Consider the following 22,071-nt stretch of genomic DNA (forward strand, 5'->3'; position numbering starts at 1 on the left):
CATGGGCTCCATCGTAGGCTGCTGACGTGGCCGAACCCGTGAGCAGCCTGCGTCGCCTCGCCTGGCGCGCTGTCGCCGCGCTCCCCGGCCCGGTGCGCGAGCTCGCCCGGCTCCCGGTCCGGCTCCGCGCCGACGCCGAGCTGCGCGCCCTCGCCCCCATGCCCGAGGCGGACCGGCGGCTCTACCTCGGCCCGCTCAACACCGCCGGGCAGGCGTGGGCCTGGGCGCGGGCCGCGGAACGTCACCTGCCGGGCACCGCGGCCCAGAACCTGTGGGTGCCACGGACGCTCGAGCAGGCGCACTTCGGCTATCCGGCCGACCACACCATCTCGGTCCGCGCGAGACAGGGGCGGGTGCGGCAGCTGCACGGCGAGCGGGTGCTGCGCGAGGCCAGCCACGTGCTCTTCGAGTCGGGTCGGCCGGTGCTGGACAACTTCGTCGACGGGTCGATGCTGGACGACCAGCCGGTCCTGGCCGAGGCGGGGATCCGCTCCGGGGTGCTGTGGCACGGCTCGGAGATCCGGGACCTGCGCGAGCACGCGGCGCGCTATCCCCACTCCCCCTTCGCGGCGGAGTGGGACGACTACTTCACGCTGCTGCAGTCGATCGTGGACGCCAACCGGGCACGGCTCGCGGACGTCGACGGGCCGGTGCTGGTCTCCACCCCCGACCTGCTGGACGTGCTCCCCGGGGCGACCTGGCTGCCGCTGGTCGTCGACGTCGAGCGGTTCGCGACGGCCGCCGGGCAGGCCCATCCTGCTCTTGGCGGCGAGCGGCCAGTCGTGCTCCACGCGCCCTCCAACCCCCGCCTCAAGGGGACGGCCGTCGTCGAGGAGGTGCTGACCCGGCTCGACGGTGAGGGCGTGGTCGAGTACCGCCGCCTCTCCGGCGTCCCCCACGACCAGATGGCCGGCTTCGTCGCGGACGCGGACGTCGTCGTGGACCAGATCGTGCTCGGCAACCCGGGCGTCCTCGTGGCCGAGAGCTGGGCCGCCGGGCGCCTGGTCGTCGCGCACCTGTCCGACGAGGTCAGGCGGCGGATGCAGGAGGCCGATCCCGAGGGTGCTGACGTGCCGGTGGTCGAGGCCGACCCGACGAGCCTGGAGGAGGTCGTGCGGGAGATCGCCGCGCACCCGGAGTCCTTCCGCGGCACGGCCGAGTCAGGCGTTGGCTGGGCGCGGCGCAACCACGACGGCCGCCGGTCGGCCGCCGTGCTCGACGAGGCGTTGCTGTCCCGATGAGCCCTACCGTCTCCGGCCTGCGCCGCCGCGCCGCGATCGCCTTCGCCGCACTGCCCCGCCCTGCCCAGGAGGTGGCCTTCCTGCCCTGGCGCGCCCGCGCCGAGCGGGAGCTTCGCTCCCTCGGACCGATGGGGTATGCGGCGCGCCGCCTCTACGTGGGTCCCTGGAACACCGCAGGTCAGGGCTGGGAGTGGGCCCGCGCGGTCGAGCGTCACCTGCCCCATGTCGCGGCTCAGAACCTCTTCGCCCTCCGGACCGCAGCCCAGACGCATTTCAACTATCCCGCCGACCACGAGATCTCCGTCGTCGGCCAGCGTGGGCGGGTCCGCAAGATCCACGGCGAGCGGGTGCTGCGCGAGGCCACCCACGTGCTCTTCGAGTCGGGACGGCCGGTGCTGGGCAACTTCCACGGTGGCTCGATGCTGGACGACCTGCCTGCTCTGGAGGATGCCGGGATCAGGTCCGCCGTGGTCTACCACGGCTCGGAGATCCGCGACCTGCGCGAGCACGCCGAGCGCTTCCCCCACTCGCCCTTCCGCGGGGAGTGGGACGACTACTTCGGCACCCTGCAACTCATCGTCGACCGCAACCTGGACGACCTGGAGCAGTTCGAGGGACCGGTGCTGGTCTCCACGCCCGACCAGGTGCCCATGGTGCCCCGCAGCGTCTGGCTGCCCCTGGTCGTGGACGTCGACCGCTTCGCCAGCGAGGCCCCGTTGCTCGAACGCGAGCGCCCCGTCGTGCTCCACGCGCCCTCCAACCCCCGGCTCAAGGGCGGGGAGACGGTGCGTGAGCAGATGGAGGAGCTGGCGGCGCGCGACCTGATCGAGTACCGCCTGCTGCAGGGCGTCGGCAACGCCCAGATGCCGGCCGCGATCGCCGGGGCGGACATCGTGCTCGACCAGTTCGCCCTCGGGGCCACCGGCGTCTTCGCCGCCGAGGCGCAGGCCGCCGGCCGGGTGGTGCTGGCGCACGTCACCCCCGAGGTGCGGGAGATGTTGGCCGCGGCCGATCCGGAGGGCGCTCCGCCACCGGTCGTCGAGGCGACGCCGCAGGACGTAGGCCAGGTCGTCGAGCAGGTCGTCGCCGAGCGGGACCGCTTCCGCGAGCTGGCCGCTGCCGCCCCCGCCTGGGTCCGTCGCAACCACGACGGCCGCCGCAGCGCCCAGGTGCTGGCCGACACGCTCCTGCGCTGACGACCTCTGCGCGCTAACCCCTCCTGCGCTGACGACCTCCGCGCCTGACACGCTCCCACGCTGACGTCCGCCTGCGCTGAGCCCTCACCCCGCAGTCAACGATCAGCCGGAAAGTGATCCATCAGCCGGAAAGAACCGGACGACGGATCACTTTCCGGCTGTCGGAGGAGACGGCCTGAGGTTCAGAACCCGCGGAACACCCCGTCGTCGGTGGCGGCGTCGGCATCTCGAAGAAGTCCATGTTGGCCAGTGCCAGGTTGGCGACGATCGGCTCCAGCTCCTCGGGGATGGTGCGGAAGGTCTGATGCACCTGCTCGTTGAAGGGGTTCAGGTCCACCAGGAGCAGCGTGTGGTCGACCATCGTCCGGGTGTCAACGACGACCACCGCGGTGAGGTAGTCCTCCTCGTCCAGCCGCGCCACATCCTCGGCAGACAGGTCCGTCAGCTCCTGGCTCTCGACCTGAGCCAGGGTCGCTCCCCCGCGCCACTCGTCCAGCGGGTAGCGCCTGGTGGCTGCGGCCAGGGCCCGACGCCATGCCTCGTCGTGGCCGTAGTCCGTGCGCAGCAGGAGCAGGCCGTTCATCGGCCCTGCAGGCAGTCTCATGGGCGAAAGACTAGGGCCCGGCGGGCCCCTGCTGACGGGCAGCTTGGGGTCGGACGGGCAGCGTCGGGCCAGGCGGGCAGCGTCGGGTCACACGGGCAGCTTGGGGTCGGCCAAGCAGTTGGGTCAGCGGTCCGTCAGGCCCCACCAGCGCCTGCGACCCCTTCGTGGGGTAGGTGCGACACCTGCAACGGCGTCCCGGTCGGCCGCGGTCGGGTCCTGCGGCTCGGTGGTAGCTGGTGATGCGGCGGCCCGGAGCTCACGCCAGGCCTCCACCATCTCGTCCACGTCGACGCGGCCCACGATGGGTGGGGACTGCGCGCCGGCGTGGGGGCGGCGACGGTCGGCCAGGACCCGCTCGTTGAAGTCCTCCAGCCGCTCCCGCACGGCCGTCTCGGTGTCCAGCTGCACGAGCGACTCCGGGAAGCCAGCCTTCTCGCGTCGCAGCTGCATGACGCCCGGCATCGCGTCGGACAGGTCGAGCTTCTCCCGCTCGATGAGACTCTTGACCCACCAGTCCGGGTCGGTGCGGGTGTCGACGTCGCGCAGGGGCTTGCCGGCCCCGGGCAGGTCGGAGAACTTCCCCTGCCGTTCGGCCTGGGCGATCGTCTGGTCGACCCAGCTCTGCACGGCGTGGGCGGTGGCCGCCGCCGGCGGACGCTTCTTGATGACGCCCTGGTCGGCGAGCTGCTCCCGGGCCTTGGGCGCGCCTGGGCGTTCGCCGGGCGTGCCCCAGGTGGGACGGCCGTCCGGGCGCTGGTCGTCGTCGGTCATGTGAAGCACCTCCTGGACTCCCAGACTCTCACGGGCACCCCACCGGCCACCGCCCGAGGCGGCCATGGCTATGGTGGGCCGCACGACGCGGGGTGCCGCCCACGGTGGGAACTCAGGTGAGAGCTTCATCTGAGAACCCATGGTGGAGCGGCTGAGATCACACCCGTCGAACCTGATCTAGCTCGTACTAGCGAAGGGACGTCGCCGATGCCCGGCACTCCATCCTTGCCACCCCCTGACCGCCTGCCCGTCGTCGCCACCCTCGCGGGGTCCGACCCCTCCGGCGGTGCCGGCATCCAGGCCGACCTGAAGACCTTCAGCGCGCTGGGCGCCTACGGCTGCGCGGTCATCACCTCCCTGACCGCCCAGAGCACGATGGGCGTCACGGGCGTCCACGCCGTGCCGCCCGCCTTCGTCCGCGAGCAGGTCGAGACCCTCGTGGCCGACGTGACGCTCGACGCCGTCAAGATCGGCATGCTCGGCACCGCCGAGATGGCCGGGATGGTCGGCGAGCTGATCGCCGAGGGGCTGCTCCCCCGCGTCGTGCTCGACCCGGTCATGGTCTCCACCGCGGGCAGCCGCCTGCTGGACGAGGACGCCGTCGAGGCCGTCCGCGCACTCCTTCCGCACGTCGACCTCATCACGCCCAACCTGCCCGAGGCGGCGGTCCTGCTCGGCCGCGACCTCCCGGAGGCGAGTGGCGCGCAGAGGGGCGAGACCGCATACCCCCTGTCCGTCGGCGTCGCAGACCAACGCGACCTGGCGCAGGAACTCGTGGCGCTCGGTGCCCGACGCGTCCTGCTCAAGGGCGGGCACGCGGGCGGGCCGGAGGCCGTGGACGTCTACGTGGACAGCGTGACCGGCGACGTCCTCGAGCTGACGGCCCCGCGCGTCGCGACACGCAACACCCACGGGACGGGCTGCACGCTCTCGTCGGCGATCACCGCGCTCCTGCCCCATCGCGCGACGTGGCCCGAGGCGGTCGCCGACGCCAAGACCTGGCTGACCGGTGCGCTCCAGCACGCGGATCGGCTCTCCGTGGGCTCCGGCCCCGGACCTGTCCACCACTTCTACGATCTCTGGAGGGATCACGCATGAGCTTCACCACGCAGGCCTGGGAGCGGATCGCGCCCATCCGCGCCGCCATCGACGAACTGCCGCTGCTCACCACGATGGAGGACGGCACCCTGGAGCGCGAGGTCTTCGAGTACTACCTGGCCCAGGACGCCCACTACCTGGCCGACTACGGGCGGGCGCTGGCGCTCGCGGGCGGCCAGGCCTCCGACCCCGACGAGCTCATCGCCTGGACCGACAGCGCCCGCGGCGCCGTGGTCGTCGAGCGTGAGCTGCACGGCGCGCACGTCGAGGACTTCATGGCGATGGAGAAGTCGCCGACCTGCACGGCCTACACCTCCTACCTGCTGGCGCTGGCCTCCGGCGGGTGCTACCCGGCGCTCATCGCGGGGATCCTGCCCTGCTTCTGGATCTACGAGGACGTGGGCACGCGGATGCTGGCGAGACTGCAGGAGAAGCACCCCGAAGGCCTGGGCGAGCACCCTTATGGCGACTGGATCGGCACCTACGGCGACCCCGACTTCGCCGCCGCGAGTGCCCGGGCCCGCCAGATCGTGGACCACCAGGCGGAGCTGGCCGGCGACGAGGTGCGGGAGAAGATGATGACCGCCTTCGTCACCACGAGCCGCTACGAGTGGATGTTCTGGGATGCGCCGATGCGGCTGGAGACCTGGCCGGTCTGAGCGGTCTGGTCCGGAGCGTCCGGAGCGGACTCGGGGCCGAGCACCACCTGCGCCGCGGCCTGGCCGGTCGCGGCCAGGCTGCGGTGCTCGGCCACCCAGCGCACGCGGTGCTCGGCGTCCGCACGTCCCGTGCCGCCCAGGTGCGCGCGCACCGCGGCGAGCATGGCCTCCGCGAGGGGAGCAACCTCATACCCAACGGCTGTTCCGAGCTTGTGCTCCCGGAGGTCGTCGGCGGCCGGACCCGGGCCCGCGAAGATCACCGGCGTCCCGCAGGCGAGGGCGGCGATGACCTTGGTCGGGTAGGCGAAGTCGTAGCCCACCCCCGGCTTGACGCTGACGAGGGCCGCCGCGGCGCCGCGCTGCCAGGCAGCGGCCTCCTCGGCGGGGACCAGCGGGCGGAGCTCGATCGCGCCCTCCGGCAGCTCGTCGCGCACCCGCTGCAGGTGCCCCCACGACGAGCCCTGGCCCAGGAAGACCAGCCGCGCGCGCGGCTCCTGGCGCACCACCTCTCGCATCGCCTCGGCGAAGATCTCGGCCCCCTGCCACTCCGAGGCGGTGCCGGCATAGACCAGGTATGGGGTGTCCGGCGCCTCGGCGTGGATGTCACCGTCCGGCGTGAAGATGTCCGTGTCGATGCCGTTGGGCACGACGGTCACGGGAGCATGGGTGCCGGCGATCGCGCGGACCCGCTCGGCGACGCCGTCGGAGACCGCGATGATGTCGCGGGCGCCGCGGAGGGCGAAGCGCTCGACGAGGCGCATCGCGGTGACGACCGGGCGGGGGGCGCCCATGGAGGCGGTGGCGTCGGACCAGACGTCGGCGGCGTAGTAGACGTAGGGGATCCGACGGCGGGCGAGCGTGGAGCGGAGGGTCAGGGCCACCCGGGTGACCGCGCCGGTGGTAGGGGGAGGCTCGACGACGACGACGTCGGGGCGGGGGGTGGTGAGCAGGCGGAGGGCCAGGGGCAGGTCGAAGGAGAGATAGGGCAGGTAGCCGCGGACGTAGCCGGTCTCGTCCCGCAGGACCGGCCAGCGGGAGATGGTGGCCGGGACGTCCCGGGTGGTCGCCTGTCGCAGCGAGGGCGGCTCGTTGGTGGTCAGGACGTGCACCGAGGCGCGCTCGGCCAAGGAACGCACGAGCGCGCGAAGGCGGAAGGTGGCGGCTGCTGCCTCCGGGACGAAGATGCGGGTCGCGAGCAGGACGGTCGGGTGGGTCACAGGGTGATGGTGGTGCCGGTGGCGGCGGACTCGAGGACGGCCTCGACGACCTGGAGGGTGTGGACGCCCTCGGCCATGGAGACGATCTGGGAGGGGCGGCCCCAGAGTGCGTCGCGGAAGCTCTCCTGCTCCACGCGCAGCGGCTCGCGGCGGGAGAGGGCGTAACGGGTGGAGTCGCCCTCGGACACGCCCCGGAAGTGGCTGGCGCGGTCCCACTCGGAGCGGACGTCACCGTTGGCCACGAAGGTCAGGTCACCGGTGAGGGTGTTGGCCACGAACGCGCCCTTCTCCCCCGTCGCGACCGTCTGGCGCACCTTCATCGGGGAGAGCCAGTTGACGGTGTGGGACACGATCACGCCGTTGGCCAGCCGCCCGGTGGCGACCACCATGTCCTCGTGCTCACGGCCCGAGCGGTGCGTCACCTGCCCGGCGACCTGCTCGTACGGCGACTGCGCGATCCACGCGGTCAGGTCGATGTCGTGGGTGGCCAGGTCCTTGACCACGCCCACGTCGGCGATCCGGCCCGGGAACGGGCCCTGCCGGGAGGTGGTGATCTGGTAGACCTCCCCCAGCTCACCGGCCTCGATCCGGCGACGCATCTCCAGCAGCGCCGGGTTGCACCGCTCGACATACCCGACCGCACCGACCAGGCCCGCGGCCTCGAAGGCCTCCGCGACCCGCTGGCCCGACTCGGCCGTCGCCGCGATCGGCTTCTCCACCATCGTGTGCACCCCGGCCGCGGCCAGCGCCAGGGCGACCTCCTCGTGCAGATAGGTCGGCACCGCCACCATCGCGGCATCGATCCCGGCACCGATCAGCGCCTCCACGTCGGCAAGCACCTCCAGGTCCTTGGCCACGCCGTGCTTGTCGCCGTGCGGGTCCGCGACGGCCACCAGCTCCATCCCCTCCACCTCACGGATCACCCGCGCGTGGTGGCGGCCCATCGACCCCAGGCCGATCAGACCCATCCGGACCGGCCGGCCCTCGGGCAGGACCGAGGTGCGCTGCCCCATACCCTGCTCCCCCATCACGCGCCTGCCCCCACCGCGGCCGCGACACCGGCCGCGATCCGCTCCAGGTCACCCTGCGACAACGACGGGTGCACCGGCAGCGAGATCACCTCGGCCGCCGCCCGCGCAGTCTCCGGCAGCTCCCAGGACGGCGCGAACCGCGCCAACGAGACCAGCTCGTGGTTCGGCGTCGGATAGTAGACCCCGCAGCCGACCTTGTGCTCCTCCCGCAGCGCGGCGACCACGCGGTCGCGCTCGGCGCCCGAAGCCCCGTCGATGCGGATCGTGTACTGGTGATACACGTGCGTGCAGCCCTCGCGCACCGGCGGCACCACCACCCCACCGATCTGCCCCAGGTGCTCGTCCAGCCAGGCCGCGTTGGCCTGCCGCTGCGCCGTCCAGCCCCCGACCTTGGTCAGCTGCACCCGCCCGATCGCCGCGTGGATGTCGGTCATCCGGTTGTTGAGGCCCACGACCTCGTTGGCGTACTGACGCTCCATCCCCTGGTTGCGCAGCAGCCGCACCCCGCGCGCCATCTCCTCGTCCGCGCAGGCGACCATGCCGCCCTCGCCGGAGGTCATGTTCTTGGTCGGGTAGAGGCTGAACATCGCGAACGCGCCGAACGAACCCACCGGAGCCCCCTGGTAGGAGGCACCGTGCGCCTGGGCGGCGTCCTCGAACAGCTGCACCCCCGCGCTGCTGGTGATCTCACCCAGGGCGTCCATGTCCGCCGGGTGACCGTAGAGGTGCACCGGCATCACCGCGGCCGTCCGGTCGGTGATCGCCGCCCGCACCGCCTCCGGGTCCAGGTTGAAGGTGTCGGGCGAGATGTCGGCGAACACCGGCGTCGCCCCCGTCAACGCCACCGAGTTGGCCGTCGCCGCGAAGGTGAAACTGGGCACGATGACCTCATCACCCTCACCGATCCCGGCCGCCAACAGCCCCAGGTGCAGCCCCGAGGTCCCCGAGTTGACCGCCACGCACGTCCGCCCACCCACCAACTGGTCGGCGAACTCGGTCTCGAAGGCCGCGACCTCCGGCCCCTGCGCGATCATCCCCGAACGCATCACCCGGTCGACCGCGGCCCGCTCCTCCTCGCCCACGATCGGCTTGGCCGCAGGGATCATCGGCAGGTCGTGGGTGGTCTGCTCAGTCATCGGTGCTTCCTTCGCTGCCGGTGTCGGTCCCGGCCGTCTCGGTGAGGGTCTCGTCGTGCTCGGTGTAGATCGTGCCGGTCGTGGGGCAGCGCCAGGTGCCCGGGTCGTCGGTCTGCTCGAGGGGGTGCCCGGCGCGACCGACCCAGCCGATGCGGCGCGCGGGGACGCCGGCGACGAGCGCGTGGTCGGGCACGTCCCGGGTGACGACCGCGCCGGCGGCGACGGTCGCCCAGGCCCCGATCGTCACGGGGGCGATGCACACGGCGCGCGCCCCGATCGAGGCGCCGTCGCCGATGGTCACGCCCACGGCCTCCCAGTCGTCGGCGCTCTTGAGGCTGCCGTCGGGGTTGACCGCCCGCGGGAAGGTGTCGTTGGTCAGGACGGCGGCCGGGCCGATGAAGACGCCGTGCCCCAGCCGCGCCGGCTCGTAGACCAGGGCGTAGTTCTGGACCTTGCAGTAGTCCCCCAGCTCGACCCCGGTGCCGATGTAGGCGCCGCGGCCGATGACGCAGCCCTGCCCGAGCACCGCCTGCTCACGGACCTGGGCCAGGTGCCAGACAGAGCTGCCGTCCCCGATCCTGGCCTCCGGAGAGACGTCGGCGCTGTCGACGATGCGTGTTGGCACAGAACTCCTTCAGCCGGTGCGGGACAATGCTCGGTATGACTTTATCGCCCCCGGACCGGGACACCTGGTTGGTGATCCCCCTCTACAACGAGGCGACGGTCATCGAGGGGGTCGTGCGCGAGGCTCGGCAGACCTTCCCCAACGTCGTCTGCGTGGACGACGCGAGCACCGACGACAGCGCCGCCCGCGCCGAGGCTGCGGGTGCCGTGGTGGTGCGCCATCCCTTCAACCTGGGCCAGGGGGCGAGCCTGCAGACGGGCATCCGCCACGTGCTCGAGGCGACGGACGCCACATACCTCGTGACCTTCGACGCCGACGGCCAGCACCGGGTGGAGGACGCCGTCGCGATGGTCGAGCGCGCCCGGGCCGAGGGGCTGGCGATCGTGTTCGGGTCCCGCTTCCTGGACGACCGCACGCGTCCGGGCTTCCTGAAGAAGCTGGTGCTCAAGGGCGCGGTCTGGCTGACCAACCAGCAGACCGGGATGAAGCTCACCGACGCGCACAACGGGCTGCGGGTGATCCGGCGCGACGCGGCCGAGCAGCTCTCGCTGCAGCAGAACCGGATGGCCCACGCGACCGAGATCGTCCTCCAGCTCGGCCGGACGAAGCTGCCGTGGGCCGAGGAGCCGGTGCACATCATCTACACCGACTACAGCAAGGCCAAGGGCCAGTCGCTGATCAACTCGGTCAACATCCTCATCGACACGATCCTGAAGTGAGGCGATCCTCCTGACCCCCCTGGCAGCCTCCCCCGCCGACGGCATCGTCGACCAGCCGCTCATCAAGATCCTGCTGCTGGCCGGCATCGTGGTCGTCACCGCGATGCTCACCCGGTCCACCGCCGGCGCCAGCCACCAGGCGATCCGGCGTCTCATGCTCGTGGGCTTCGTGGTGCTCGCCGCAGCGGCGATCCTCTTCCCACGCCTGCTCACCCAGGCCGCCCAGCTGTTGGGGGTCGGGCGCGGTGCGGACCTGCTCCTCTATGGCTTGACCGTCGTCTTCCTGGGGTATGTGGCAGCCTCCTACCGCCGTATGCGGCAGATGGAGCAGCAGCTCACCACGCTGGCGCGCGAGCTGGCGCTGCGCGAGGCCCGCGACGTCCAGGGTGGGCGGTCGGCGGACGATGGTCCGGCTGCGCGGGGTGGCTCCGGCCTCGACCGCGACTAGCCGGCACGCCGGCCGGTGTCAGGTGAACGCCAGGACGTCGCGGTAGGCCGCTTCCGATCCGGCCGCCACGATCCGCCCCGGCGTGGCGCGCGGCCCGTAGGCCTCGCCCCGCTCGTCACCGACGAACCCGCCGGCCTCGTGCACCATCAGGGCGCCGGGCACGTGGTCCCACGGCATGGTCCCGACGTAGCGCAGGACGTCGCAGGCTCCCTCGGCCAGCTTCGGGTAGTCGATCCCGCAGCTGATCCAGGTCAGCCCCCACGGACCGACCGGTCCCGTCATCGTCCCGATCTCGGCGCGGTGCGAGGTCCGTGCCCGCCAGGTGACCGGGTCGGGGCCGGGTGCGGTGCGGGTCACGCGGGTCCGGCCGCCGCGGGTGTCGTCGCGCCACAGCCCGGCTCCCCGCTCGGCGACGTACGCCACGCCGTGCTGGGGCTGCCAGATCCAGGCCCGCACCGTCTCCCCGCCGATCGCCTCCGACGCCATGACCGCGTGGTCGGGCGAGCCGTGCACGAAGTTGCGGGTGCCGTCCACCGGGTCCACGGTCCACACGTGCTCGGCGGTCCGGTAGTCCTCGAGAAGGTGGGGCTGCACCGCATACGCCTCCTCCCCCAGCACCAACGCCTGCGGGTATGCGGCACGCAGCGCCCTGGTGATGATCACCTCGGCCTCCTGGTCGGCGATCGTCACCAGGTCCCCGGGGTGGGTCTTGGAGGAGATGTCGTCGTCCGCCAGGGCGCGGAAGCGGGGGTTGATGACGGCTTCGCCGGTCTCCTGGAGCAGGGTCAGCACGGCGTCGGTGTCGAGGGCCACGGGGCCCAGCCTGCCATCCCCACCACGCCGTCGTCCCACCCTAGGTCCCTGGGGACCGCTAGGGTTGGCGCCCAACGAGGAAGGCTCCGCCATGGTCGACGATCTGCCCGTCCTGACGATCCTGCCCCCAGCGGTCGCGATCGCGCTCGTCCTGCTCACCAAGAGGGTGCTGGTCAGCCTGGGAGCCGGCGTCGTGCTCAGCGCGCTGCTGGTCGCCGGCTGGAACCCCCTGGAGACGCTGAAGCTGGTGTGGGGCGCCTTCGCCAAGATCTTCTGGGACGAGGGCGCGGTCAACACCTACTACGTGTTCATCCTGATCTTCACCCTGGTGCTGGGCATCATCGCGGCGCTCATCATGATGTCGGGCGGCACGAAAGCCTTCTCCGACTGGGCCGTCGAGCGCATCCGCACCCGCCGCGGCGCCAAGGTGCTGCCGGCCATCCTCGGCATCGTCATCTTCATCGACGACTACTTCAACGCGCTCGCGGTCGGGCAGGTCTCTCGGCCGGTGACCGACAAGCACAACGTCTCCCGGGCCAAGCTGGCCTATGTCGTGGACTCCACGTCGGCGCCCGTCGCCGTGCTCATGCCCTTCTCCAGCTGGGGCGCGAGCATCATCGGCATCATGGCCCCGATCGTGGCGGCCTCGACCCTACAGGTCAGCGACGTCGAGGCCTTCCTGGGCTCCGCGGCGATGAACTACTACGCCATCGTCGCGGTGCTCATGGTCTGGGTCGTGGTCCTTCTTCACGTCGAGATCGGGCCGATGCGCGGCGAGGAGCGGCGCGCCATCGAGGAGGGTCGCACCTACAAGAAGGGCGACACGATCCCCGGTGAGCTGGCCGAGGACCTGCCCGTGCACCAGCCGGGCGCCAAGAGGGCCCTGGTCATCCCGTTCGTCCTGCTGGTGATCGGGGTGCTGGCCGGCATCGTCTGGACCGGCTATGCGGCCGAGAAGAGCTGGAGCCTGCTGTCGATCTTCGCCAACACCGACGTCAGCCAGGCGCTCATCTGGGGCGGCACCCTGGGGCTGGCCGCCGCGCTCTACTACTACTTCCGCTACACCAACGACAACCCTCGATTCGACCTCGCCGCCCTCGGCCAGGGCTTCTGGGAGGGCCTCAAGTCGATGTGGCCGGCCGTGTCGATCCTGCTCCTGGCCTGGATGCTGGGCGACCTCATCGGCCAGCTGGGCACGGGGGAGTATCTCGGCTCCCTCGTCGAGTCCGCCAACATCGCCCCCGTCTGGCTCATCCCGCTGATGTTCGTGCTGGCCGGCGCCATGGCCTTCTCGACCGGCACCTCCTGGGGCTCGTTCGGTCTGCTCCTGCCGATCGCGGGACAGATCATGAACAGCGTCGAGGGCGGCCCGGAGCTGCTGCTGGCCGCCTTTGGCGCAGTCCTGGCCGGGGCCGTGTGGGGTGACCACTGCTCCCCCATCAGCGACACCACGATCCTGTCGAGCACCGGTTCGGGTGCCAACGTCATCACCCACGTCACCACGCAGCTGCCCTACGCGATCGCGGCCGCGGTCATGGCGCTGCTGGGCTACGTGGCCTTCGCCATCACCGGCAACGGCCTCGTGGGCCTGGTCGTCGCGCTGCTCGCCCTGGCCGCCTACGCGGTCGGCGCCAAGATGCTCCTGACGCCGCTGGAGGAGGAGATCCCCGAGGAGGACCAGGCCGACCGGGTGCACGCCGGACCCGCGCCCGACGCAGAGCCCGCCTGACGTCCCCCTGGCGATCGTCCCGGATCAGTGCTGCTGCGCCGGGTCAGGCTCCGGAGGCGAGCTCGTCGATGCGGGCCACGTCCTCGGCCAGCTCACGCTCGAGCCGTTCACGCTGCTCGGGGCTGAGCTCCACCCGTGCCAGCTCCGCCCGGGTCGCCTCCGCGACCTCACGGGCCTGGTCGGCCCGGATCAGCCCCAGCCGGAGTGCGTGGGCCGCGGCACCGGCATAGGTGTCGAAGACGTGGACCCCCGATGCCGCATACTCCTCGATCTGTGAGCCGTCGACGTCGGTGACGTTGTGCAGCAGGGTGCCGACGATGTGCTCGGGGTCGCGCGTGTGCATCTCGGCACCGACCTGGCCGTCGGCCTGCCCGCTGTCGCCGATGAAGACCATCCGGCACTCGGGGAAGAGCAGGCGGTCGCGCTCCATGTTCTGCAGCTTGCGCTCGGCGATGCGCGCCTTGGTGTGCAGGTTGAGGATGCTCCCGCCCAGGACGGCGTGCGGCGGCAGGCCAAGCTCGGACAGGCCGCCGAGGGTGTACTGCTCCACCACGCCGCTCGGGCCACCCGGCCGTGCCGTGACGAAGGTGAGGTCGCCGGCCCGGTTGGGCTTGGCCGCGGCGCCGTCGTCCAGGACGTGCAGCAGGGCGACGATGCCCGGGTAGACGGTCCCCCGCGGGTAGCGGTCGTCGTGGATCGCACACTTGAGGGTGTCGTCGATGTCGCACAGCACCCGCAGGTCCGAGGTCGGGTCCACCGTGGCCTGCTCGGCGAAGTGGGCCAGGAGCCGCTCGCGGAGGTCCTCGTCGAGGTCCTCGAAGACGAGGTGCTCCAGGTCGTGGTGGTCGCCGGTGCTGTTGAGGCGGTACTTGAGGTCGTGGAAGTGCACGCCGGTCCGCGAGGTGAGCACCTCGACGATGGCCTCCTGGTGGCTGCGCGGCGTCGGGCCGGAGTGCAGGGCCCGCAGGATCGTGGCCAGCATGTCCGGCGAGAAGGAGTCAATCCGCTCCCCCAGCAGCAGGTCCAGCAGCGCCGTGCGGTTGTCCGGTCCCCACCGGTGGTCGTCGATGTCGCCGACGAGCTTGTCGACGTCGAGGCCGGCCAGGACGGCCTCCAGCTCCTCGGCGGGCGTCTCGCGCAGCAGCGCCAGGACCTCGCCCTCCGCCTCCGGGTCGGTGCGCCACCCGTCGGTGAGCTCGACGATCCGGGCGGTCCGTTCTGCTGCGGTGGAGAAAGTCATGTCCCGATCGTAGGACGCACCTCCCAGGGCCTCGTTGGACAGGTCCGCCCGGAGGACCGCTCGTAGTGTGGAGGCATGCGACCCCGCCCCATCGACCCCGCCCTGCTGGAGTGGTACACCCACGTCGAGGACGAGACCACCCGCCTGGTCCGTGCGCCGCACAACCGGGTGGAGCTGCTGCGGACCCGCGAGGTGGTGGGGCGTTTCCTGGACGGGACCGGGCCGATGGGGATCGTGGACGTGGGCGGCGGGTCCGGGGTCCACGCGGGCTGGCTGGCCGAGCAGGGGCACCGGGTCACGCTCCTGGATCCCGTGCCCCGCCACGTCGAGGCCGCCGCCCGGCTGCCCGGCGTCGAGGCCGACCTCGGCGACGGCCGCGACCTCCCCTATCCCGACGACAGCTTCGACCTCGGGCTGGCGCTCGGCCCCCTCTACCACCTCGCGGACCGTGCCGAGCGGGTCGAGGTGCTGCGTGAGCTCGCCCGCGTCGTCCGTCCGGGTGGGGCTGTCCTGGCGGCTGCCATCGGTCGGTATGCGGTGCTCGGCGAGTTCGTGCTCGACGGCGCCTTCGAGGGTCCGCAGGCGGAGAACCTCCTGCACTACGTGCGCACGGGCGAGAACCTGGACGAGGACGGTTTCCCGGTCCGGCACGCGCACCTGTCCGACGAACTGTTCGCCGAGGCCCAGGCCGCCGGCTGGATCGAGGTGGGCGTGATCGGGCTTGAGGGGCCGCTGGGGATCGCGCTGGACCTGCTTCCGCAGGACCGGGTCGAGGCTGCCGTCGCGCAGGCGGTGCGGATGGCCCGGATCCTGGAGTCCGACGACCGTGCGCTGGACCTGTCGCTCCACCTGCTGGTGTTCGGACGGGTCCTGGACTAGGTCGCGAAAACCCGTTGCGCCGTCCCCCCGTGCGGGACCAGCATGGGTTTACGCCCGCACACCTGAGGTGCGTGCGCGCCCTGACGACGTGCGCGCGGTGACGACGTGCGCGCCCTGACGAGAGGAGGAGACCGATGTCCATCACGGCCTGCGGTCCCCTGACCGCTCATCCTCTTCTCTCCAGGAGCCTGCGTGACACGCAACCCTTCCCGGGGCCAAGGCCCCGTCGCCGGGAGCAGCCCGGCAGCTGACCGTCCCGACACCGCCGTCCCCCGCGCCGGGCACGACGGGACATCGGGTCTCGATCCCTTCTTCACCTTCGACTACCGACCGCTCGAGGCGGTCGAGTCTCCCGTCGACGGTCGCCGCCAGACGACCTACTGGTCCGTGGAGCGCGGTTGCCGCGGTCCGGAGCCCCTGCCCGAGTGGGTGGTGCTGGACGCCGGCGCCGTGGACACCGAGCTGGGCGTGCTCAAGACCGGCAAGGAGGCCGACGTCTTCCTGCTCGAGCGGGCCGCGACCGACGGGTCCGGCGAGGCCACGCTGATGGCGGCCAAGCGCTATCGCGACGCCGACCACCGCAGCTTCCACCGCAGCACCGTCTACGTCGAGGGACGTGGCGTGCGCAAGAGCCGGGACCAGCGGGCGTTGGCGCGCAAGTCCGCCTACGGTCGGGCCGTCGCCTCGGGTCGCTGGGCCTTCGCCGAGTGGGAGGCGTTGTGCGCGACCTGGGAAGCGGGTCTGCCTGTGCCCTATCCCGTCTCCATCCAGGACACCGAGCTGCTGATGGAGTTCATCGGGACGTCCGACGGGGTCGCGGCGCCGCGGCTGGCCCAGTCGCGTCCGGGCCGTGGGCTGCTGGAGCACTGCTGGGAGCAGGTCTGCGGGATCGTGCTCGACCTGGCCGAGCTCGGGTGGGCGCACGGGGACCTGAGCCCCTACAACCTCCTGCTCCACGGGGAGGTCGTGGTCGTGATCGACCTGCCCCAGGTGGTGGACGTCGTCGCCAATCCTCAGGGTCCCGAGCTGCTGAACCGGGACTGCCTCAACGTGGCCAGGTGGTTCACGTCCCGTGGGCTGGAGGTGGATGCGGAGGAGTTATTCGGGCGGGCGGTGGCGGTGGCGCTGTGACCGGTCGCGCCGTGACGGTCGCGCTGTGCCGGTCACCCCGTGCCGGTCGCGCTGTGCCGGTCACCCCGTGCCGGTCGCACTGGGACGCTCGTGCTCCGCCGACCGTGCTGTACCCCTCGACCTACACCGCCACGTCGAGGGCACCCGGCAGGAGATTGATGCGGGCACGGACCACGTCGGTGATGACATCGCCGTCGACCTGCGCGCTCACGGGCTGCTGCGTCTCGACCACGACCGTCTGTGCGTCGCGGTAGGCCAGCGCCCGACTGTCCCGGGGGTAGGACCGGGACCTGGACCGGGAGGATGCTCGCCGTCCCACGCGAAGGCCGGTGCCGGCAACGCGGAGCCATCCGATGAGGCCACGCGGAGAGACGAGCGCGAGGTGGAGGATCCCGTCGTCGATGCGGGCACCGGGGACCACCTCGGCCCCGGCGGGCAGGCGTGCGGCGTTGACTGCGAGCACGCTCCACAACGGACCGACGTCGAGGTGCTGGCCGTCCTTGGTGATGGTCAGCAGATGGCCGGGTCGCCACAGTCTGCGCAGCCCCGGCACGAAGTAGGCCAGCCACCGCAGCCGCGACTTGGCCCTGCTCGTGACGGAGGCGAGGGTCGCTGCGTCGTGGCCGAGGCCGGTGACGACGAGGAAGGTCTCGCGTCTGGTCTCTCCGGTGGATGTCTCCAGCTCCACCTGGCCGACATCCATCGGGGTGGCGCGACCGGTCACGGCGGTCCGTGCCGCGGCGCGGAGGTCACCGGTCCCCAGGCGGGCGCTGCGGGCGAAGAGGTTGGCGGTGCCGGTCGGGACGATGCCGAGCACGGGTCGAGCGGCGGCATCGGCCGCGGCGTCGCGATCAACCCGTGGGTCATCCGCACCCACGAGCGCCCCCGCCACCAGCCGTGTGGTGCCGTCCCCACCCGCCACGACCACGCGTGCACAGCGGTGATCGACCGCATACCTGGCCTGGGTCGGACCGGGCTCCTCGATGGTCGTCTCCAGCACCAGGGGCGGCTCGAGACCAGCGTCCGCGCAGGCCTGCTGCACGGCCATCCGTGCCCGGGCGGCCCCGCGGGAGACCGGGTTGAGGATCAGGGCCACCTGCGGATGTGCGCCCGGTCCGGCGGCCGTCGACGCACCACGCTCGCGCGGCTCGTCGCGCTGTGGCTCCAGGGCGCCGCCCCTCAGACGAGCTGGGCGGCGAGCGACGTCGCCACCGAGTCCGCGCTGAGACCGATGCGGTCGAGCACCTGGCCACGTGAGCCGTGGTCGAGGAACTCGGCCGGGATGCCGTAGGAATGCACCGGCGCTGACACTCCGGCCTTCGCGAGCGCCCGCTGGACCTGTCCGGAGATGCCGCCGACGACGCTGTCCTCCAGGACCGCCACCGAGCGGGCATCCCTGGCGAGCGCCACGAGGTCGTCGCTGACGGGGAGCACCCAACGAGGGTCGACCACGCGCACGGACCGGCCCTCGGCGAAGAGCTTGTCGGCGACCTCGAGCGCGGTGGCGGCCATCGCACCGACCCCGACGATCATCAGGTCGACGGGACCGGTCGGGTCCTCGCCGCTGGGGTCGCGCAGGATATCGACGGTCCCGACGGTGCGGACCGCCTCGACCGGAGCCCCGACGGAGCCCTTGGGGAAGCGGACGACGGTCGGTGCGTCCTCGATCGCGACGGCCTCCCGGACCGCGAGGGCCACCTGCTGCCCGTCACGCGGAGCCGCGACGTGGACCCCCGGGACGAGACCGAGGAGGGTGAGATCCCACATACCGTTGTGGGATGCACCGTCGGTGCCGGTGATGCCGGCGCGGTCGAGGATGAAGGTGACCCCCTGCCTGTGCAGGGCACAGTCCATGAGGAGCTGGTCGAAGGCGCGGTTGAGGAAGGTCGCGTAGACGCAGACGACGGGGTGCAGGCCGGCGAAGGACAGGCCGGCCGCCATCGTGACCGCGTGCTGCTCGGCGATGCCGACGTCGAAGATCCGGTCGGGATAGCGCTCGGCGAAGGGCTGCAGACCCACGGGGATCAGCATGGAGGCGGTCAGGGCGACGATGTCGTCGCGCTCCTTGCCGAGCCTGACCATCTCGTCGCTGAACTCGTCGGTCCAGCTGCGGCCCGACACCTCGAGCGGCAGCCCAGTCTCGGGGTTGATCTGGCCCACGGCGTGGAAGCGGTCGGCCTCGTCGGCGGTCGCCGGGTCGTAGCCGTGCCCCTTCTCGGTGATCGCGTGGACCAGCACCACGCCGCCGAAGTCGTGGGCGCGACGCAGCGCGGTCTCCATCGCCTCGATGTCGTGGCCGTCGACGGGGCCGAGGTATTTCAGGCCGAGGTCCTCGAACATCCCCTGCGGGCTGACGATGTCCTTGAGGCCCTTCTTCATGCCGTGCAGGGTCTCGTAGACCTGGCGACCGACGACCGGGGTGCGGTTGAGCTGGCGCTTGCCCCAGGACAGGACGCTCTCGTACTCACGCGTGGCGCGCAGCTGGGCCAGGTAGTCGGCCATGCCGCCCTTGGTCGCCGCGTAGGAGCGTTCGTTGTCGTTGATGACGATCACCAGCGGCAGGTCGCGGTGCTCGGCGATGTTGTTGAGGGCTTCCCAGACCATGCCACCGGTGAGGGCGCCGTCTCCGATCACGGCCACGGTATGCCGATTCTGCTCGCCTCGGAGCTTCCGCCCGGTGGCGATCCCGATGGCCCAGGACAGGGAGGTGGAGGCGTGGGAGTTCTCGATGACGTCGTGGTCGGACTCCGCCCGGCTGGGGTAGCCCGACAGCCCGCCCTGCTTGCGCAGGTTGGTGAAGTCGTGGCGGCCGGTGAGGAGCTTGTGGACGTAGGAGATGTGGCCGGTGTCGAAGAGGAGCGTGTCGCGCGGGGAGTCGAACACGCGGTGCAGCGCGATGGTCAGCTCGACGACGCCCAGGTTGGGGCCGAGGTGCCCGCCGGTCTGGGAGACGGAGGTGATCAGGTAGTTCCGGATCTCTTGGGCGAGCTGCTCCGTCTGGCGCGGTGAGAGCCGCTTCAGGTCGCTGGGACCGGTGATGGAGTGCATGAGTGCCACGAAATGCCGTCCTTCAATCAACGTCTCGACCGCCTTGGCGAACTTGGCCAGTCTACGGCGAACCGGCTGGGCGGGCGCTGTGCGTCGACATCCGGCCCCATCGGCTGGCCGTCTGAGGTCATGGAGCGAGAGGGGCGTGGGACCCTGGCGGCTGGCTATGGGCCCCCTGATGCTGCGCCTCTCGGCGGCGCCTCTCGGTCAGAACGGCGGTGGATCCTCCTCGTCCCGTTCCTGGATGGCCCTGCCCCACTCGCCGGAGGTGCCGGAACTGCTGTCTTCCGACGGGGCCGGGTCGTCGTCTGGCTGCGCGAGACCCAGGATCTCTTCCGGCGTGGGATGGGCCGGCGGAGGACCCGGACGGCGCCGACCGTCCTCATCCGTGTGATTGACCTGCACCCAGTCGCCCAACCCGAGCCAGTCCTCCGCATCCACCACGTCGTCGAAGGCCTCGGCCCGCTCCCCCGGATCCCGGTGGACGATCGCCGCATACAGAAGTTGGTTGACGAGGTCGCGCCGAGCCTGCAGGTCCGCCCGGTCCCCCACCCAGACCCCGTCGTGATGGACATCGGTGGGGTCGTACGGCGCCAGTGCGTCGACCCTCGCGAAGTACTGGCGATAGTCGTGCCCACGGGTGGTCGCGACCTGCCCGAGCAAGGTCGTCCAGGTGACGTCTCGCCGGGAGTTCATCACCGAGCGCCACAGTTTCTTGGTCTTGCGGAAGTGGTCGAGCTGAGCCTTGCAGTTGAGGTTGGGCTCGGCGGTCCAGCCGCTGGTGAGCCACTCCTTCTCGTGGTCGATCTCGCAGTCGCGGGCCGGTCGACGGCAGCCTGGGCCGCGGCCGTAGACGTCGGCCGCTCGGATCTGCCTCTTCATGTCCGTGTCGGGGCTGTAGCTCGCGGTAGAGCGCTCGATGCACCGGCCGTCTGCGGCACTGGCGAGGATGCGGGACAGCTCGGTGCCGGGTGCCAGGACGATCTGGCGTGCGGTGCGCGCGGTCACGAATCCGGTGTGCAAGCCAACCAGCTCCCCGACGCCTGTCGAGACCTGTTCCGATGCTCGGTCCTGGCCGCAGGCACAGTCCAAGCCGTCGTGCTGCTGGGTCTGGGCACACTCCGCCCCTGCGTCCTGGCTGCAGGCACACTCCACCCCTTCCCCTTCCCTGGAGGCCGGCGGTCCCGCGGCTGGTCCGAGCGCTGGAGCGTTGCAGTGGGCACAGACGGCACCGAGCAGGGCATCCCAAGGCACGACCAGGTCGACGTGTCCCGCCGGAGTCGCCGTGATGATGGCCCGGAGCATCTCGATGTCGTCGGGTGTGACCACCTCGTCCATGAGCGCGAGATCCTGCTGCACCTGATCGGGGACGGGTCCGTCGCCGGGGGCCACGTCACGGCCGGCCTGTTCTCCGCCCGGAGATTCTGGGGCGCCGAGAGCCGTGATGGTCCCGTAGATCAGGAGCGCGGCCGCGATGTCGGTGCGCAGCTGCGCGAGAGTGCGGGGGTCTCCGCCGTGCCGGGCACGTCGGGCAGCGCCGTCGATCCGCTCATGGATCGCGATGCCTGTGGCGAGAGATGTCGTGCAGGAGAACACGGCCGTGCCGTCATCGTTGATCTCCAGGCGGGTGTCCCGGGCTTCGAGAGCCGCGGCACGCTCTTCGTGCTCCTCGTCCTCGTCCTTGACGTGCGCGATCTCACGGTCGAGTGCGTCGTAGTACTCCGCATGGTGCCAAGGGCGACCGAGCTCCAGCTCGCCATCCGCGTCCAGCCGCTCGACGGCCGCCCTGGCGGCGTTGGTCCCGAACATGGCCTCGGCCACGCGCGCCGCCTGGTCCGTCGTGAGCCGACGGGTCCTGCGCTGGAAGACGCGGACCAACCGCCAGACCGCCTCACCGCGGCGCATCGCCTCCAGGACGTGGGTCCGGATCGCTCCGGGGCTGGCGGCGACCGCCACCATCTGGCGGGCCTCGACGACGCCGACGCCGAGAGCCACCTGCAGCTCACCGGCGACCGAGGCCTTCACCTGGGCGCGCCAGGTCTGCCGGGCGCTCTTGGACATCGACAGGTGATCCTGCACATCGCGGCTGCCCAGCAGCTCCGATGCCGTCCGCAGCAACAGCTCCTGGACCCAGACCAGGAGCGAGGCCTCCAGCGACGCCGTGGCACGAGACATGGCCCGGAGGGCACCGAGCACTTCACCGTTGCTCGACGGCACCGGAACCCCGGCAGCCTCGACGCCGTCCACGGCAACCTGGGTGCACATCACCTCCGCCCAGGTCTGTGCACGCCCATCTGCCAGGCCGATGCTGGCAAGGGCTGTGCGAAGGTCTGCATCAGGACCCGTCTTCCCGGCGAGCTCTGCCCCTTGTCCCTGCTCGACCGCCGCCCCCGCGATGGGACGCAGAAGCTCCTCCCACTCCTCGCCCGACGGATCCTCTGGTCGTGCTGTCATCTGCGTCACCCCCCGGCGACAGTTGAAGCGGT

At 71.5% G+C, this 22,071-nt stretch carries 20 protein-coding genes and 1 riboswitch; of the genes, 9 read left to right on the top strand and 11 right to left on the bottom strand.

Going from position 1 to position 22,071, the window contains the following annotated elements; all coding sequences use genetic code 11:
* The first annotated feature begins 26 nt into the window (after positions 1-26).
* On the top strand, positions 27-1,241 hold the full coding sequence (locus tag ACTMMA_RS10035; RefSeq protein ID WP_441189986.1) for a hypothetical protein: 1,215 nt from the start codon (positions 27-29) through the stop codon (positions 1,239-1,241).
* A complete protein-coding gene (locus ACTMMA_RS10040) occupies positions 1,238-2,437 on the top strand; it encodes a glycosyltransferase (protein WP_441189987.1) in 1,200 nt (399 codons plus the stop codon). Before ACTMMA_RS10035 ends, ACTMMA_RS10040 begins: the two co-directional genes overlap by 4 nt.
* A gap of 121 nt (positions 2,438-2,558) precedes the next feature.
* Here the strand turns inward: ACTMMA_RS10040 and ACTMMA_RS10045 are convergent, their stop codons facing one another.
* A complete protein-coding gene (locus tag ACTMMA_RS10045; protein WP_441189988.1) occupies positions 2,559-3,041 on the bottom strand; it encodes a DUF6924 domain-containing protein in 483 nt (160 codons plus the stop codon).
* Between the two features lie 123 nt (positions 3,042-3,164).
* Positions 3,165-3,812 (bottom strand): DnaJ family domain-containing protein, encoded by a 648-nt coding sequence (locus ACTMMA_RS10050; protein WP_441189989.1) that lies wholly within the window; start codon positions 3,810-3,812, stop codon positions 3,165-3,167.
* A gap of 78 nt (positions 3,813-3,890) precedes the next feature.
* Positions 3,891-4,028, top strand: a riboswitch (TPP riboswitch).
* Here ACTMMA_RS10050 and thiD point away from each other — a divergent pair.
* On the top strand, positions 4,020-4,910 hold the full coding sequence (gene thiD, locus ACTMMA_RS10055) for a bifunctional hydroxymethylpyrimidine kinase/phosphomethylpyrimidine kinase (protein ID WP_441189990.1): 891 nt from the start codon (positions 4,020-4,022) through the stop codon (positions 4,908-4,910). Its footprint overlaps the riboswitch before it by 9 nt.
* Entirely contained in the window at positions 4,907-5,569 is a 663-nt protein-coding gene (locus ACTMMA_RS10060) for a TenA family protein (RefSeq protein WP_441189991.1), read from the top strand. The genes thiD and ACTMMA_RS10060 overlap by 4 nt, the downstream gene beginning before the upstream one ends.
* Here ACTMMA_RS10060 and ACTMMA_RS10065 read toward each other — a convergent pair.
* The 4 genes from ACTMMA_RS10065 to ACTMMA_RS10080 are packed head-to-tail and all read right to left on the bottom strand — an operon-like array spanning position 5,515 to position 9,578.
* Positions 5,515-6,786, bottom strand: a complete 1,272-nt coding sequence (locus ACTMMA_RS10065) for a glycosyltransferase (protein WP_441189992.1) — start codon at positions 6,784-6,786, stop codon at positions 5,515-5,517. The genes ACTMMA_RS10060 and ACTMMA_RS10065 overlap by 55 nt on opposite strands.
* Positions 6,783-7,799 carry a Gfo/Idh/MocA family protein gene (locus ACTMMA_RS10070; protein ID WP_441189993.1) on the bottom strand — a complete coding sequence of 339 codons (1,017 nt, stop codon included), beginning with the start codon at positions 7,797-7,799 and terminating at the stop codon, positions 6,783-6,785. Before ACTMMA_RS10070 ends, ACTMMA_RS10065 begins: the two co-directional genes overlap by 4 nt.
* Before the next feature lie 14 nt (positions 7,800-7,813).
* The gene (locus ACTMMA_RS10075) at positions 7,814-8,953 is read right to left on the bottom strand and encodes a DegT/DnrJ/EryC1/StrS family aminotransferase (protein ID WP_441189994.1); all 1,140 of its coding nucleotides are present in this window, start codon (positions 8,951-8,953) and stop codon (positions 7,814-7,816) included.
* Positions 8,946-9,578, bottom strand: a complete 633-nt coding sequence (locus ACTMMA_RS10080; RefSeq protein WP_441189995.1) for an acyltransferase — start codon at positions 9,576-9,578, stop codon at positions 8,946-8,948. Before ACTMMA_RS10080 ends, ACTMMA_RS10075 begins: the two co-directional genes overlap by 8 nt.
* Before the next feature lie 35 nt (positions 9,579-9,613).
* On the opposite strand from ACTMMA_RS10080, the gene ACTMMA_RS10085 reads away from it, so the two are divergent.
* Both ACTMMA_RS10085 and ACTMMA_RS10090 read left to right on the top strand, forming a co-directional pair.
* Positions 9,614-10,297 carry a glycosyltransferase family 2 protein gene (locus ACTMMA_RS10085; RefSeq protein ID WP_441189996.1) on the top strand — a complete coding sequence of 228 codons (684 nt, stop codon included), beginning with the start codon at positions 9,614-9,616 and terminating at the stop codon, positions 10,295-10,297.
* 73 nt (positions 10,298-10,370) lie between these two features.
* Positions 10,371-10,745 (top strand): DUF2304 domain-containing protein, encoded by a 375-nt coding sequence (locus ACTMMA_RS10090; protein WP_441190090.1) that lies wholly within the window; start codon positions 10,371-10,373, stop codon positions 10,743-10,745.
* 18 nt (positions 10,746-10,763) lie between these two features.
* Here the strand turns inward: ACTMMA_RS10090 and ACTMMA_RS10095 are convergent, their stop codons facing one another.
* Positions 10,764-11,558 (bottom strand): inositol monophosphatase family protein, encoded by a 795-nt coding sequence (locus ACTMMA_RS10095; protein ID WP_441189997.1) that lies wholly within the window; start codon positions 11,556-11,558, stop codon positions 10,764-10,766.
* A gap of 91 nt (positions 11,559-11,649) precedes the next feature.
* Here ACTMMA_RS10095 and ACTMMA_RS10100 point away from each other — a divergent pair, with 91 nt between their 5' ends.
* A complete protein-coding gene (locus ACTMMA_RS10100; protein ID WP_441189998.1) occupies positions 11,650-13,287 on the top strand; it encodes a Na+/H+ antiporter NhaC family protein in 1,638 nt (545 codons plus the stop codon).
* A gap of 43 nt (positions 13,288-13,330) precedes the next feature.
* Here the strand turns inward: ACTMMA_RS10100 and ACTMMA_RS10105 are convergent, their stop codons facing one another.
* Positions 13,331-14,527, bottom strand: a complete 1,197-nt coding sequence (locus ACTMMA_RS10105; protein WP_441189999.1) for a hypothetical protein — start codon at positions 14,525-14,527, stop codon at positions 13,331-13,333.
* A gap of 75 nt (positions 14,528-14,602) precedes the next feature.
* Between ACTMMA_RS10105 and ACTMMA_RS10110 the strand changes: the two genes are divergently transcribed.
* A complete protein-coding gene (locus ACTMMA_RS10110; RefSeq protein WP_441190000.1) occupies positions 14,603-15,406 on the top strand; it encodes a class I SAM-dependent methyltransferase in 804 nt (267 codons plus the stop codon).
* A gap of 192 nt (positions 15,407-15,598) precedes the next feature.
* A complete protein-coding gene (locus tag ACTMMA_RS10115) occupies positions 15,599-16,537 on the top strand; it encodes a serine protein kinase RIO (protein WP_441190001.1) in 939 nt (312 codons plus the stop codon).
* 121 nt (positions 16,538-16,658) lie between these two features.
* On the opposite strand, the gene ACTMMA_RS10120 is transcribed toward ACTMMA_RS10115, so the two are convergent.
* The 3 genes from ACTMMA_RS10120 to ACTMMA_RS10130 all read right to left on the bottom strand — a co-directional run bounded on the left by ACTMMA_RS10120 (position 16,659) and on the right by ACTMMA_RS10130 (position 21,760).
* Entirely contained in the window at positions 16,659-17,633 is a 975-nt protein-coding gene (locus ACTMMA_RS10120) for a diacylglycerol/lipid kinase family protein (protein ID WP_441190002.1), read from the bottom strand.
* Between the two features lie 83 nt (positions 17,634-17,716).
* Positions 17,717-19,594, bottom strand: a complete 1,878-nt coding sequence (gene dxs, locus ACTMMA_RS10125) for a 1-deoxy-D-xylulose-5-phosphate synthase (RefSeq protein ID WP_441190003.1) — start codon at positions 19,592-19,594, stop codon at positions 17,717-17,719.
* A 198-nt stretch (positions 19,595-19,792) separates the two neighbouring features.
* The gene (locus ACTMMA_RS10130; RefSeq protein ID WP_441190004.1) at positions 19,793-21,760 is read right to left on the bottom strand and encodes a 13E12 repeat family protein; all 1,968 of its coding nucleotides are present in this window, start codon (positions 21,758-21,760) and stop codon (positions 19,793-19,795) included.
* Between the last annotated feature and the right edge of the window lie 311 nt (positions 21,761-22,071).

The sequence above is a fragment of the Ornithinimicrobium panacihumi genome (assembly GCF_052073805.1).
Classification (GTDB): Bacteria; Actinomycetota; Actinomycetes; order Actinomycetales; family Dermatophilaceae; genus Ornithinicoccus; species Ornithinicoccus panacihumi.

Excerpts from the sequence above, each read along its gene's own strand:
- ACTMMA_RS10040 (WP_441189987.1), top strand. The coding sequence starts at position 1,238 with ATGAGCCCTACCGTCTCCGGCCTGCGCCGCCGCGCCGCGATCGCCTTC.
- ACTMMA_RS10045 (WP_441189988.1), bottom strand. The coding sequence starts at position 3,041 with ATGAGACTGCCTGCAGGGCCGATGAACGGCCTGCTCCTGCTGCGCACG.
- ACTMMA_RS10130 (WP_441190004.1), bottom strand. The coding sequence starts at position 21,760 with ATGTCTCGTGCCACGGCGTCGCTGGAGGCCTCGCTCCTGGTCTGGGTC.
- ACTMMA_RS10060 (WP_441189991.1), top strand. The coding sequence starts at position 4,907 with ATGAGCTTCACCACGCAGGCCTGGGAGCGGATCGCGCCCATCCGCGCC.
- thiD (WP_441189990.1), top strand. The coding sequence starts at position 4,020 with ATGCCCGGCACTCCATCCTTGCCACCCCCTGACCGCCTGCCCGTCGTC.
- ACTMMA_RS10100 (WP_441189998.1), top strand. The coding sequence starts at position 11,650 with ATGGTCGACGATCTGCCCGTCCTGACGATCCTGCCCCCAGCGGTCGCG.
- ACTMMA_RS10070 (WP_441189993.1), bottom strand. The coding sequence starts at position 7,799 with ATGGGGCAGCGCACCTCGGTCCTGCCCGAGGGCCGGCCGGTCCGGATG.
- ACTMMA_RS10105 (WP_441189999.1), bottom strand. The coding sequence starts at position 14,527 with ATGACTTTCTCCACCGCAGCAGAACGGACCGCCCGGATCGTCGAGCTC.
- ACTMMA_RS10050 (WP_441189989.1), bottom strand. The coding sequence starts at position 3,812 with ATGACCGACGACGACCAGCGCCCGGACGGCCGTCCCACCTGGGGCACG.
- ACTMMA_RS10075 (WP_441189994.1), bottom strand. The coding sequence starts at position 8,953 with ATGACTGAGCAGACCACCCACGACCTGCCGATGATCCCTGCGGCCAAG.
- ACTMMA_RS10085 (WP_441189996.1), top strand. The coding sequence starts at position 9,614 with ATGACTTTATCGCCCCCGGACCGGGACACCTGGTTGGTGATCCCCCTC.
- ACTMMA_RS10110 (WP_441190000.1), top strand. The coding sequence starts at position 14,603 with ATGCGACCCCGCCCCATCGACCCCGCCCTGCTGGAGTGGTACACCCAC.